The organism is Pseudomonas sp. Pseu.R1 (assembly GCF_045764065.1).
In the GTDB taxonomy this organism is placed as follows: domain Bacteria; phylum Pseudomonadota; class Gammaproteobacteria; order Pseudomonadales; family Pseudomonadaceae; genus Aquipseudomonas.
The window spans coordinates 966,628-981,794 of record NZ_JBJGEE020000001.1 but is presented as its reverse complement, the minus strand read 5'-3'; the positions used below and the strand labels follow the sequence as shown (position 1 = coordinate 981,794).

Annotated in this window: 2 protein-coding genes (1 of these 2 running past the window's edge); both read left to right on the top strand. The window is 64.5% G+C overall.

Features of this window, described 5'->3' with window-relative positions:
- The first annotated feature begins 1 nt into the window (after position 1).
- A complete protein-coding gene (locus ACI5GA_RS04665) occupies positions 2-9,733 on the top strand; it encodes an amino acid adenylation domain-containing protein (RefSeq protein ID WP_421421943.1) in 9,732 nt (3,243 codons plus the stop codon).
- On the top strand, positions 9,733-15,167 hold the 5' end (the start) of the coding sequence (locus ACI5GA_RS04660; protein ID WP_421421941.1) for a non-ribosomal peptide synthase/polyketide synthase. The gene runs 10,747 nt beyond the window's last position; 5,435 of the gene's 16,182 nt are visible here — the first part of the coding sequence; the start codon lies at positions 9,733-9,735; the stop codon falls past the right edge of the window. The genes ACI5GA_RS04665 and ACI5GA_RS04660 overlap by 1 nt, the downstream gene beginning before the upstream one ends.

Here is a 15,167-nt window from a genome sequence, read left to right as displayed (position 1 = left end):
AATGAAATCCATACGAGATCAGGCCGCGCATTTTCCCGAGTTGGTGGGCCTTTATGCGCAGAGCCAGCCGGACCGGATTGCCCTTCGACACATCGTCCAGGAAGACCAGGACCCGATCCTGACCAGCTACGCGCAACTGGATCAGCAGGCGCGTTCGATCGCGGGCGTGTTGCAGCATCATCTCGGCGCACGGGGTGGCGAACGTTGTGTGCTGATCCTGCCGACCGGCGCGGACTACGCGGCGGCGTTTCTTGGTTGCCTGTACGCCAACGTCATCGCCGTACCGGCGTTCGCGCCCGAGTACAACCGCCAGACTCATCTGGACCGCCTGACCGGCATTCTTCAGGACGCCGCCCCCGGCATGGTGCTGGGCCGTCGCGAGGATCTGGATAAATTCCAGCACCTGTTGCAACCGTTCATGCCGGTGCACGGACGCTTCATCGCCATCGAGGATGTCCACGGCGGGCTGGGCGCTTTCCAGCCCTCGCTGATCGACACCTCGTCGCTGGCGTTCCTGCAATACACCTCGGGTTCCACCAGTGCACCGAAAGGCGTGATGGTGTCCCACGACAACCTCATGGCCAACGAGATCGCCATGGCCCGGCATTTCGTCACTGACGCCTCCACCGAGAACTGGGTCAGCTGGTTGCCGCTTTACCACGACATGGGCCTGATGTGCGGCCTGCTGCTGCCGCTGTACTACGGTGGCACCCTGACGCTGATGTCGCCGAACTATTTCCTCGGCCGTCCGGCGCGCTGGCTGGAAGTGATGAGCCAATACAACGGCACCTTCTCCGGCGGCCCGGATTTCGCCTACCGCTTGTGCGTCGAGCGCATCAAGCCGAGTGCGGTCAAGCATCTCAAACTGGACAACTGGAGCCTGGCGTTCTCTGGCTCCGAGCCGATTCGCATCGCCACGCTGGACGCCTTCAGCAAGCATTTCGCCGCCGCCGGTTTCGACCGTCGCGCACTGACCCCCAGTTACGGGCTGGCTGAAGCGACGTTGTACGTCAGCGCCGCCCACCGCGACGCGCCGTTCGGCATCAAACGCTTCGACGGCAGCCAGCTCGCCGCAGGCGACGCCGACGAGGCATTGTTCGCCAATCAAAACTCCACCAGTCGCCTGCCGGGTTGTGGCTGGTGCCGCCCGGATCACGATCTGCGCATCGTCGATCCGGCGAGCCAGCAAGTGCTGCAACCTGGCCAGGTCGGTGAGATCTGGATCGCCGGTCCAAGCGTCGCCCAGGGCTATTGGCAGAACGCCGAAGCCACCGCGCAGACCTTCGTTGAAGAAGACGGCAAGCGCTGGTTGCGCAGCGGCGACCTGGGCATCGCCAGCGGTGGCGAGCTGTTTATCACCGGCCGCCTGAAAGACCTGATCATCCTCAACGGCCAGAACCTCTACCCGCAAGATATCGAGCAGTCTCTGGAAAAGAGCGTCGAGCTGCTGCGTCGCGGGCGCATTGCCGCCTTCCCGGTGACCGACGAGCAGGGCGCCGAAGGGGTGGGCCTAGCGCTGGAAATCAGCCGCAACGTGCGTCGCCTGATGAAGCCGCAGATGATCTGCGAAGCCGTGCGCGATGCGGTGGCCGAACTGTTTTTGGTCGCCCCGAAAGTCATCGTGCTGCTGGAGCCCGGCGCGCTGCCGCGTACCACCAGCGGCAAGCTGCAACGCTCGGCGTGCCGTGTCGGTTGGCAGAACGGCAGCCTCGACAGTTTTGCGATCTGGCAGGACGGCCGCTTGCTGGACACCGAAGCGCAAGACAGCGCCGCCGATGCCGCATCACTTATGCCGGAAGTCGTGGCGGCCTGGCGTGAAGTGTTGGGCAAGGACGACCTGCAAGCCAGTGATCACTTCTTCGCCCGTGGAGGCGATTCGGTCAGCGTGGTGCAAGTGCTGTCCCGCCTCAACAGCGAGCTGGGTCTGAAACTGGAACCCGCTCACCTGTTCGAACACCCGACGCTCGGTGCCTTCAATGCCCACGTCGCCAGTCAGGGCCGTGGCACTGAGCGCCCGACAGCGGTGGCGCGCATTTCCCGTGACAGTGCACCTGAGCAATCTTTCGCCCAGCAGCGTTTGTGGTTCCTGGCGCAACTGGAGCCTGACAGCAGCGCCTATCACCTGTGCGGCCAGTTGAGCCTGAGTGGCGCCATTGATGATGTCGCCCTGCAACGCAGTTTCGACGCTCTTGCAGCCCGTCACGAAAGCCTGCGCACCACCTTCGCCATCGATGCCAACGAAGTGCTGGTGCAACGCATTCATGCCCCTGAGCCGGTGTTCATCGAACAGCATGACCTGAGCCTGCACGCCCAGCCGCTGGAAGCCTTGGGCGAACTGGCCAAGGCCGCTGTCGAGCAACCCATGGATTTGCAAACCGGGCCGCTGTGGCGGGTGTTGAACGTGCGTCTGGGTGAGCATCAGCGCCAACTGGTGCTGGTCCTGCACCACATCATCTCGGACGGCTGGTCGGTCCAGGTCATCCTCAAAGAACTGGCGGCGTTGTACAGCGCCCACGTTCAGGGCCGTAACCCGGAACTGGCGCCGTTGCCGATTCAATACGCCGATTTCGCCGCCTGGCAGCGCAGCCGTCTTGCCGGTGGCGAAGGCGAGCGTCAACTCAATTACTGGCGTGCTCGTCTGGGCGACACCCAACCCGTGCTGACCTTGCCTGCCGATCGCCCTCGTCCTGCGCAACAAAGCCATCGCGGCGCCCGCTATGCCATCGCTTTCGACACGACCTTGAGCCAAGGCCTGCGCGACCTCGCCAGCCAGCACGGCGCAACGCTGTTCATGGTCATGCTCGCCGCCTACAAAACCCTGTTGCAGCGGTACGCCAGCCAGACCGACCTGCGCGTGGGCGTGCCGGTAGCAGGGCGGACCTGCACCGAAGCCGAGGGCCTGATCGGTCTGTTCGTCAACACGCTGGTGCTGCGTACCGACGTCTCGCCGCTGCAATCCTTCAGCGCCTTGATCGAAGCGGTCAAACACACGGCCCTCGGCGCGCAGAACCATCAGGACTTGCCGTTCGAACAGTTGGTCGAGGCGCTGGGCGTTTCCCGCAACCTCAGCCACAACCCGCTGTGCCAGGTGAAATTCACCCAGCAGTTCCCGCTGCCGCAGAACGTCGACATGGGCGGTCTGCGCATGGACGTCAACCAACTGGACGACTTCTCCGCGCACTTCGACCTGGGGCTGGACATCACCGACACCGCCGAAGGCATTCAAGCGGTGTTCACCTATGCCTGCGACCTGTTCGACGAGCCACGTATTGCCGGTTTCGCCGCCGATTTGTTGCGCATCTGCGCGCAGGTAGTGACCCAGCCGAGCGCACGTCTGGCCGACTTGCAGGTCTCTGCCGTGCTGTCGCGACTGGACGCCGAAGCGGTGTCGTTCCCGGCCAGCGACGTGCTGAGCCTGTGGGACGCCAGCGTCCTCGCGCAGCCTGAGCATCTGGCGTTGCGCTGTGAAGAACAGCACATCGATTTCGCCACGGCGGACGCCGATGCCAACCGTCTGGCACAGCATCTGCGTCAGGGCGGCGTGGGCGTTGAAAGCCGCGTCGGCCTGTTGCTGGAGCGCTCCGTGGAGTTCGTCGTCGGCTTGCTCGCGGTCCTCAAAGCGGGCGCGGCTTACGTGCCACTGGACCCGAAATGGCCCGCCGAACGTCAGGCCTTCGTGCTGGCGGACAGCGGCGCGCGCTGGCTGGTTAGCGATGCTGCAGCGCCTGCGGACTTCAAAGGTGAGGTCGTTGCGGTCGATGCGAATGCGCACTGGCGCTCGCAACCGGCCACCGCGTTGAACCTGCGTCCGCATCCGGAACAGGCGGCGTACCTGATCTACACCTCGGGCACCAGCGGCACGCCAAAAGGGGTGGTCATCAGTCACGCTGCACTGGCCGATTACGTTCAGGGCCTGCTCAAGCGCGTGGACTTCGCGGCTGACGCGAGCATGGCCATGGTCTCCACTGTGGGCGCGGATCTGGGCCATACCGTGCTGTTTGGCGCGTTGTGTTCGGCGCGCACACTGCACCTCATCAGCCCGGATCGCACCAACGACGCCGACCGTTTTGCCGCTTACATGGCCGAGCACAACGTCGGCGTGCTGAAGATCGTGCCGACGCATTTGAGCGGTCTGTTGCAGGCCGCCCGTGCCGCTGACGTGCTGCCCGAGCACGCGCTGATTCTGGGCGGCGATGCGCTGCCATGGGAACTGGTGGCGCAGGTCAAGCGCCTGAAGCCTGCGTGCCGTGTGATCAACCATTACGGCCCGACCGAGACCACGGTTGGCGTGCTGAGCAATGAGTTGGGTGAGGCTTTCGCGACAGGCGATAGCGCGCCGATTGGTCGTCCGTTGCCCAACGCATCGGCGTTGATCCTCAACGAACAACTGGAGCCGGTGGTGCAGGGCGACGTCGGCGAGCTGTACATCGGCGGCCCCGGTCTGGCGCGGGGGTATCACGACCGTCCGGCCATGATCGCCGCGGTGTTCATCCCCGATCCGAGCGGCAATGGCCGTCGCCTGTACCGCAGCGGCGACCGTGCGCGTTTGCTGGCTGACGGGCAGATTCAGTTCCTCGGCCGTGCCGACGATCAGGTCAAGGTGCGCGGCTATCGCGTGGCGTTGGGTGAGATCGCCCAGCGTCTGCGTCAACTCGATGGCCTGCGCGACGCCCATGTGCGGGTCGATGATCGTGGTCAGTTGATCGCCTATGCGCTGATCGCCAAGGGCGCATCGGTCGATGGCGAGGCCCTGCGCTCGCAACTGGCCGACAGCCTGCCGGACTACATGGTGCCGAGCCACGTGTTGACGCTGGAGGCTTTCCCGGTCACCGCCAACGGCAAGCTCGACCACGCCGCACTGCCGACGCCGCAGGTGGTGTCGCAGAGCTTCGAAGCCCCGCACGACGGTGTTGAAGCGACCCTCGCTGCATTGTGGGAGAAGGCCCTGAACGTCGAAGCGGTCGGTCGTCACGACAACTTCTTCACCTTGGGCGGCGACTCGATCCTCAGCTTGCAGATCATCGCCCGTGCCCGCCGTCAGGGCATCCGACTGACGCCCAAGCAATTGTTCGAGAAACAGACCATTGCCGAGCTGGCGCAAGTGGCCGTGGTCGCGGAAGCCAAGCCCGCTGCCGCAGCCGTTGCAGCGCCGGTTGCGCCTCGCGATTTTGCCCTGACGCCAATTCAGGCGCGCTTCTTTGCCTTGCCGGTGGCCCAGCGTTCCCACTGGAACCAGTCACTGTTGCTCAACCTGCCGAACGCGTTGGACACCACGCTGTTGCAGCAGGTCCTCAGCGCGCTGCTGGCGCAGCACGACAGCCTGCGCCTGAGCTTCCACCAGGGTGACGACGGGCAGTGGCTGCAACGTTATCGCGACAGCGAAAACGTCGAGCGCCTGCTGTGGACCTGCGAGCTGACCCGTGAAGAAGACCTCGCGTCGCTGAGCGATGAAGCCCAGCGCAGCCTCAACATAGAAACCGGGCCGTTGCTGCGCGTGGTGCATGCGCGCCTGCCGTCGGGCGAAGGCCGCTTGTTGCTGGCGATTCATCACCTGGCCGTCGATGGCGTGTCGTGGCGCGTGCTGCTGGAAGACTTGCAACACGCCTACAGCCGTCTGGCCGCCGGGCAAAACATGGCGCTGGCCGAGAAAACCGCGAGCTTCCAGACGTGGTCGCACGCGCTGCAAGACCTCGCACGCAGCCCGGCCTTGGCCGCGCAATTGCCGCACTGGCAAGGCTTTGCTGCCGCCGATGCCTGCCTGCCGGGGGACTCCTCGGTTCAAAGCCTGATCGGCGCGAGCGAGAGCGTCAGCCTGACCCTTGATGCGCAAGACACTCGCCGTCTGCTCAGCGAGGCGCCTGCGGCCTATCGCACCCGCATCGACGATCTGCTGCTGGCGGCGTTGTCTCAGGCGTTGTGGCAATGGACCGGGCGCCGTCGTCACGTCATCAGCCTTGAAGGCCATGGCCGTGAGAACGTCGCTGGAACTGCCGCAAGCGCGCTGGATCTGAGCCGCAGCGTCGGTTGGTTCACCAGTCTGTACCCGCTGGCACTGGATGCCAGCGACGATGCCATCGCCACCCTGAAAACGGTCAAGGAAGCGGTGCGCGCCGTGCCGGAAAAAGGCTTGGGCTACGGCGTCCTCAAATACCTGTCCAAGGCTGACCTGCCCGAACTGGTGGGACAGGGCGTGACGTTCAACTACCTGGGCCGTTTTGACGACGCCGAGGGTGCGCTGTTCTCGCTGTCCAGCCAGACCCTCGAACATTTGCGCGATCCGCAAGGCCCGCTGGCCAACGCGTTGACGGTCGATGGCCAGGTGCGCAATGGCCAGTTGCACTTGGACTGGACCTTCAGCACCGAGCGCTTCAGCCGCGCAAGCATCGAGCAACTGGTGGCGCTGTATCGCGAGCAACTGGTGAAACTGATTGCCCATTGCAGCGACGAACACAACGCCGGTCTGACCCCTTCGGACTTCCCGCTGGCCGGTCTCAACCAGGCGCAACTGGACGCGCTGGCGATCCCGGCGCGGGAGATTGAAGACATCCTGCCGCTGGCGCCGATGCAGCAGGGCATTCTGCTGCACAGTCTGCTGGAGCGCGGCAACGGCATCTACCTGATGCAAGACCAGTACGAGGTCGGCAGCGCGGTGGATTTCGAAGCGTTCAAGTTCGCCTGGCAGCAAGTGGTGCAACGTCATCCGGCCCTGCGCAGCGCGTTCCACGGGTTGGAAAGCGGGGTGCAGCGTCAGGTGGTCATGCGCCGCGTGCCGTCGCCTGCGCAACTGATCGACCTCAGTCACTTGTCCCGTGAAGCCGCCGAGGCCGAGTTGGAAGAAGTGTTGGCCGCCGAACGGGAGCAGGGCTTTGATTTCGCCCGTGCGCCACTGCTGCGTCTGCGCCTGGTGAAGTTCGGCGAAGCGGATTTCCGCATCGTGCAGAGCCACCACCACGCCCTGATCGACGCCTGGTGCCGGGGCCTGATGCTCACCGAGTTCTTCGCCCATTACCGGGCGTTCCTCGACGGGCGTCACGTCAGCCTGCCTGCCGCACGTCCGTATCGTGACTTCCTCGCCTGGCTCACCGAGCAAGACGAAGCCGTCAGCCGCGACTACTGGCGTCAGGCGCTGGCCGGTTTCACCGACGTCACGCCGTTGCCGTATCGCCACAGCCCTCACGGCGAGCCGCAAATGCGCGACGTGACCCTGGCCCTCGGCAATGCGCAGACCACGAAACTGGCCGATCAGGCCCGGCAGCATCGCCTGACCGCCAACACCTTCGTGCAGGCGGCCTGGGCCTTGTTGCTGATGCGTCATGCCGACCGCGAAGAAGTGCTGTTCGGCGTCACGGTCGCGGGTCGTCCGACCGAACTGGAGGGGATCGAAGGCGCCCTAGGCCTGTTCATCAACACGCTGCCGCTGCGGGTTCAGCGTCCGGGCATGGGCGCCTCGGCGCTGGAGTTGCTCAACGCGTTGCAGGCGCAGAACGCCGAGATGCGTCAGCACGAGCACATGTCGCTGGCGGACATCCAGTTGCTGGCCGACACCCCCCGTGGCCAACCGCTGTTCGACAGCCTGTTCGTCTTTGAAAACGTTCCGTTGGGCGCCGAGGTTCAGCAGGCCGTGAACGAATACCGGATCAATCCACTGGCCAACCGCACCCACACCAACTACCCGTTGACCGTGGTGTTGCTGCCAGGCGAATCGCTGCAATTGCAGTTGACCTACGACACCCGCCACTTCAACGACACCGACATGGAAACGCTGGTCGGGCATTTCCGCCGCCTGCTGTCGCAACTGATCGACAACCCGCAGCAGACCCTCGACCAGTTGCAGGTCCTGGAGCAGGCCGAGCGCACGCAACTGCTGGGCTACGGTGAAGGGCCGGTGCAGAAGCACTGGTACGAGATCAGCTATCTGGAGCGTTTCGAGTCCCGCGTGCAGGCGCATCCGTCGCGGGAGGTCGCGCGTTGCCAGGGCCAGAGCCTGAGCTACGACCAGTTGAATCGCGATGCCAACCGCATCGGCCACGGCCTGATTGCAGCGGGTGTGCAGGGCGATGACGTGGTGGCGCTGTTCGCGCCGCGTGGCCTGCCGCTGCTGAGCATGATCATCGGTGCGTTCAAGGCCGGTGGTGCCTACCTCGCGCTGGACGATCGTCATCCGGCGGGGCGCAGTGCGCGGATGCTGGTCAGCAGCGCGGCGCCTGTGTTGCTGACGCCACGGGATTGCCTCGTGCACGTCGAAGCCATTCTTCAAGGGATCGAGACCAACAAGCCGCGACTGCTGATTCTGGAAGACCTGTTGGCGAACGGCCGTGATGACAATCCGGGTCGCTACGTCAGCGCCGAACAACTGGCTTACGTGATCTACACCTCGGGCTCCACGGGCGAGCCGAAAGGGGTGATGGTCAACCAGCGCGGCATGCTCAACAACCAGATGTCCAAGCTGCCGTACCTACGTCTGGGCGAGGGGGACGTGATCGCCCAGACCGCCGCCACCGGTTTCGACATTTCGGTGTGGCAATTCCTGACGGCACCGCTGTTTGGCGGGCGCGTGGAAATTCTGCCGGACATTGTGGTGCATGACTCGCAACGCCTGCTGGAAGAAGTGGTGGCCAATCAGGTCAGTGTGCTGGAGTGCGTACCGGCGGTGATCGACGGCATGCTCGCCGTCGCGCCGCACAAGCTCGACGCGCTGCGCTGGTTGCTGCCAACCGGTGAAGCACTGACCGTGGACCTGGCTGCGCGCTGGTTCAACCGCTACCCGAACGTGCCGCTGGTCAACGCCTACGGCCCGGCCGAATGCGCCGACGACGTGGCCCTGCACACCCTGACGGCTGCACCGGCTGCCAAGGCCAACATGCCGATTGGTCGCCCGACCGACAATAACCGCCTGTACGTGCTGGATTCCAGCCTGCAACTGGCGGCGCCGGGAGTGGTGGGTGAGCTGTACATCGGTGGTATCGGGGTAGGGCGTGGCTACGCGGCGCGTCCGGGCCTGACCGCTGAACGCTTCCTGCCGGATCCGTTTGGTGAGCCGGGCGCACGCCTGTACCGCAGCGGCGACCTGGCGCGCTGGAACGCCGAGGGTGCGTTGGAGTACGTCGGTCGCGCCGACTTCCAGGTGAAGATTCGCGGCCAGCGCATCGAGCTGGGCGAAATCGAAAACGTGCTGCTGGCGCAACCGTCGGTGCACGACGCCGTGGTCAGCGCGCAACCCACCGCCCACGGCCCGCAATTGGTGGCCTATGTGGTTGCCGAGGCTCAGCAAGCGCTGTCCATCGACGTGCTCAAGACCGCGCTGGGTCAAGAACTGCCTGCGTTCATGGTTCCGGCCCACGTGATGCTGCTGGAGCGCCTGCCGCGCAACGCCAATGGCAAGCTGGACCGCAAGGCCTTGCCTGCGCCGACCGTGCAGGCGCGTCACTTCGAAGCGCCACAGGGCGAACGCGAGGAAATCCTCGCCGAACTCTGGCAGGGCCTGCTGAACGTCGAGCGGGTCGGTCGCGACGACAACTTCTTTGAACTGGGTGGGCACTCGCTGCTGGCGACACGGCTGTTGTCGCGCATTCGCGAGCGCTTGGGCGTGAGCATTCCGTTGGCGCAAGCCTTCGAGGCCACCACCGTCGCTGCACAGGCCGCCCTGATCGACACCTTGCAGGGGCAGACCCTGACGCTCGACCGCCTCGATGCGCTGGACGAGTTAATGAATGAGCTGGAGGAAAGCAACTGATGTCGCAACCGAGCATGACTTCGCACAGCAAGCTGCTGGCACTGGCCACCCGCTTCCTCAGCCTCGGCGCGGTGCAGCGCCGGGTGTTTCTGGGCAAGTTGCGTGAGCAGGGGCTGGACGCGTCGGCCTTGCCAATCCCGTCCGGTGTGGCTGGCGAGCGCAGTCCGACCTCCTTTTCTCAGCAGCGTCTGTGGTTTCTCGAACAACTGGAGCCGGGCAACAGCACCTATCACCTGCCGGGCGCCCTGCGCCTGAAAGGCACGCTGGACGTGGCCGCCGTGCAACGGGCATTTGCCCGTGTCGCCGAGCGCCACGCCAGCCTGCGCACGGTGTTCGACAGCGCTGAAGACGGCACGCCGCAACAGGTGGTTCTGACGTCTCAGGCGATGCCGTTCGAGCAACTGAACGCCGCCGATGACGTTGAGCAGCAACGCCTGGCCGATGAATTCGCCCGTCGCCCGTTCGACCTCGCACAAGGCCCGTTGTGGCGGGTGGCTCTGGTTAAACGCGCCGTGGACGACCATGTGCTGCTGGTCTGCCTGCACCACATCATTGCCGATGGCTGGTCGATTCAAGTGCTGTTGCTGGACTTCGTACAAGCCTATCGCGCGGCGCTTGAAGGCGACGATTCGGCGCTCCCGGCGCTGCCGTTGAGCTATGCCGACGTGGCCCTGTGGCAACGCGCTTGCCTGGAAGCCGGTGAGGGCGACCGCCAACTGGATTATTGGAAACAGCAATTGGGCGACGAGCCGCCGGTACTGGAATTACCTGCTGATCGTCCACGTCCGGCGCGCCAGAGCTATCGCGGCGCGCGCCTGCCGTTCAGCTTCGACAGCGCGCTGGCTGCCCGCCTGCGCGAGGTGGCGAAACAGCGTGGCGTGACCCTGTTCACCGTGATGCTCGCCGCCTACCAAGTGTTGCTGCAACGGCTCAGCGGCCAGACCGACCTGCGTATCGGCGTGCCGATTGCCGGCCGTCAACGGGCTGAAACCGAGGGGTTGATCGGCTTCTTCGTCAACACCCAGATTCTGCGTGACGAGGTCACGGCCGACGCCACCTTCAACCAGATCATCGACACCGTACGCCTGACCTCCCAAGGCGCGCAGGCCAATCAGGATTTGCCATTCGAGCAATTGGTGGACGCCCTGGCCCCTGAGCGCAGCCTGAGCCACAACCCGCTGTTTCAGGTGCTGTACAACCATCAGCAGCGCCAGGACGAAGCGCTGCAATTGATGCCCGGCCTGAGCGCGACCCTGATGCCGCTGGACAGCGGCAGCGCGCAATTCGACCTGGCCCTGCACACCTGGGAAAACGCCGCCGGTGAGCTGGCGGGCAACTGGAATTACGCCACCGACCTGTTTGACGCCCGCAGCATCGAGCGCTTGCATGGCCGCTTCGTGCAGTTGTTCGCGCAACTGCTGGAACAGCCTGACGCTGCGATTGGCGATTTCGACGTGCTGGATGTGAAGGACCGGGCTCAGTTGGCGTTGGTCAACGACACGAGTCGTGAGTGGTCGGCTGAAACGCCGGTCGTGCATCGCCATTTCGAGCGTCTGGCTGCACTGCATCCGGAGCGTGAAGCGCTGCGTTGTGGCGATCAGGTGTTGAGCTATCAGCAACTGGATCAGCGTGCTAACCAACTCGCGCATTACCTGCGTGCTCAAGGTGTGGGCCGTGAGTCACTGGTGGGCGTGGCGACGCTGCGTTCCGTGGAAATGGTCATCGCGCTGTACGCCGCGGTGAAGGCGGGCGCTGCTTATGTGCCGCTGGACCCTGAATATCCCGTGGATCGCCTGCGCTACATGCTGGAAGACGCGGGGATTGGCCTGCTGTTGAGCCACGACGCGGTGATCAGCGACTTGCCTGTTATAGAAGGCTTGCAGGTGCTGAACCTCGACCATCTGGCATTGGATCATCAGCCGGTCACAGCGCCGGTTGTGGAGATTCACCCTGAACAACTGGCCTACATGATTTACACCTCGGGTTCGACCGGGAAACCGAAAGGCGCAGGCAATACCCACGCCGCGCTGTTCAACCGTTTGGCGTGGATGCAGGACGCTTATCAACTCGACGCCACTGACGCCGTGCTGCAAAAAACGCCGTTCAGCTTTGACGTGTCGGTCTGGGAGTTCTTCTGGCCGCTGATGGTCGGCGCGCGTCTGGTCATGGCCCAACCGGGTGATCATCGCGACCCTGCGCTTCTGACCGCGTTGATCGAACAACACCAGATCAGCACGCTGCACTTCGTGCCGTCGATGCTTGCGGCCTTCATGGCGCAGGACGATTTATCCGGCTGTGCCTCGCTGAAACGCATCGTCTGCTCTGGCGAAGCCCTGCCTGCGGACCTTGCACGGGACACCTTGCAGCGCCTGCCGAATGCGGGCTTGTTCAACCTTTATGGCCCGACCGAAGCGGCCATCGACGTCACCCACTGGACCTGCGTCAACGAGCCGGGTGCATCGGTGCCGATTGGCCGCCCGATTGCCAACCTACAAATTCACATCCTTGACAGCCGCCTGAACCCGCAGCCGATTGGCGTGCCGGGCGAGTTGTACATCGGCGGCGACGGCCTGGCCCGTGGATATCACCAGCGTCCGGGCCTGACCGCCGAGCGCTTCGTGGCCAGCCCGTTCGGCAAGGGTGAACGCCTGTACCGCACCGGCGACCTGGCGCGCTGGCGTGCTGACGGCGCAGTGGAATATCTGGGTCGTCTCGACCACCAGATCAAACTGCGCGGTCTGCGCGTGGAAATCGGTGAGATCGAATCGGCGCTGCTGGATCATCCTGCGATCAACGAAGCGGTTGTGGTGGCTCGTCAGTTGGCCACCGGCATGCAGCTCGTGGGCTATCTGGTTGCTGAAGCGTTCGACGAAGAACAGTTGCGCACCCAACTGAAACAGCGCCTGCCGGACTACATGGTCCCGGCCCACTTGGTCACGCTGGACAAGTTTCCGCTCTCAGCCAATGGCAAGCTCGACCGCAAGGCCCTGCCTGAACCGCAGGTGCAGCAACGTGATTTCGAGGCACCGCTGGAGGGCGTCGAGAGCGAACTGGCCGCCTTATGGCAAGACCTGCTTGGCGTAGCGCAAGTCGGTCGGCAGGACAATTTCTTTGCGCTGGGCGGCGATTCCATCCTCAGCCTGCAAATCATCTCCCGCGCCAAGAAACGGGGGATTCAGCTGTCGCCTCGGCAGATGTTCGAACGCCAGACCATCGCCGAATTGGCGCAGGTCGCCCAAGTTGTCCAGTTGGTCAACCGCGATGCAACCGCCGCCCTGGCGCGTGTCGAATTCAACCGTGACATCCCGCTGACGCCGATCCAGCATTGGTTCTTCGAACAACCGATGCGCCGTCGCAGCCACTGGAACCAGTCGCTGCTGCTGACCCCGAGCGAAGCGCTGGAAGCCCCGGCACTGGCGCAGGCGTTGCAGGCGCTGATTAACCATCACGACGCGCTGCGCATGGGTTTCGTGCAGCAGGACAACGGCCACTGGCAGCAGCGTTATCGCGCAGAGGAAAGCGCTGAAGGCGTGCTGTGGCAGCGCGAAGTCAACGCGGCCCAACTCACTCAAGCCTGTGGCGAGGCTCAAGCCAGCCTTGATTTGAAAGAAGGCCCGCTGCTGCGCGCCGTGCATTTCACGCTGGCCGATGGCAGCGAGCGCGTGCTGCTGGTGGTCCATCACCTGGTGGTGGACGGGGTGTCGTGGCGCGTGCTGCTGGAAGACCTGCACAACGCCTACGTTCAGGCGCAGGCAGGTTTGACCGTCGATCTGGGCGAGAAGGGCCTGTCGTTCCAGCGCTGGGCCAATCGTCTGCTGGACTTCGCCTACAGCGACGCCGTGCTGGCCGAAGCCGATTACTGGCGAAGCCTGCCCGCCGCAGCCCAATTACCTTGCGCCCACCCCAAGGGCACATCGCAGCAAGGCGCAGTGCAGCAGTTGCACCTGCAACTGGATGCCGAGCGCACGCAAGCGTTGCTCAACGAGGCCCCGGCGGCGTATCGCACGCAGATCAACGACCTGCTGCTGACGGCATTGACCCGCGCCATGCGCCAGTGGAGCGGCGAGCCTCGCGCGTTGATTGCGCTGGAAGGCCATGGCCGCGAAGACCTGTTCGACGGCTTCGACCCGTCGCGCACCGTGGGTTGGTTCACCAGCCTGTACCCGGTCAGCCTGCATGCGGATGACGACCTCGACGCTGCCCTCAAACACACCAAAGAAACCCTGCGCGCCGTGCCCCATGGCGGGGTGGGCTACGGCCTGCTGCGTCATCTGCGCGGCGAAGCGCTGCCAGCGCTGGATGGCTGCGTGCTGTTCAACTACATGGGCCGCGTGCAGAACAGCAGTGGCCTGTTCAACCTGGCGACCGAAAGCAGCGGCAACCAGCGCGCCGCCGACGCGCCGATGGCCTGCGAGTTGTCCATCGACGCGCAAGTGCGTGACGGCCAGTTCAGCCTGACCTGCAGCTACAGCGGCGAACGTCACGAAGCGGCGTCCATTCAACGCCTGCTGGACGCGTACGGCGAAGCGCTGGACGCGCTCATCGCTCACTGCCGCAGCCGTTCGGCGGTTACCCCGTCGGACTTCCCGGCGCTGGCGCCGACCCAGGCGCAACTGGACGCGCTGCCCGTTGCGGCGCGCGACATTGAACAGCTTTACCCGCTGACACCGATGCAACAGGGCCTGCTGTTTCACAGCGAACTTGCGGATAGCCACAGTGCGGATGCTGCCCGCGATCTGTACATCAACCAGGTCGCGCTGGACATCGACCACCTGCCGCTGGCCCGCTTCAAGGCCGCATGGACCGCCGCCGTGCAGCGCCATCCGATCCTGCGCGCTTCGTTCCTGCGCCTGAGCGGCACTCAGCAACCGGTGCAACTGATTCGTCGCGATGCGGCGTTGCAGGTGCGCGAACTGGACCTGCGCCACGGTGATCAAGCCTTGGCCGACGTGCTGGCCGCTGAGCGGGAAACGCCGTTCAACTTGCACGACGCCCCGCTGATGCGGGTATTGCTGGTGCGCCAGAGCGAGACCCTGTGGAAACTGGTGTGGACCTTCCACCACATCCTGCTCGACGGCTGGAGCAGTGCGGCGGTGTTGGGCGAAGTGATTCAGGCAGCGATGTCCGACATTGCGCCGATGCCTGCCGGGCATTACGGCGATTACGTCGAATGGCTGCTGAGCCGCGACGCCGAACAGAGCGCGCAGTTCTGGCAAACCCATCTGGCCGGTTTCGAGCAGCCGACTTTGATGGCCACTGCGTTGACCGCGCCAACGTCTGCTACCGGCGAGCCGCTGCCGACGCAGGTGCTGGTCAAATCGATGGATCTGGACAGCGCGCTGCTCAACAGCGCCGCACGCCGTCAGCGCGTGACCGCCAACACCCTGATTCAAGCGGTGTGGGTGCTGCTGTTGCAGCGCTACACCGGGCAGAA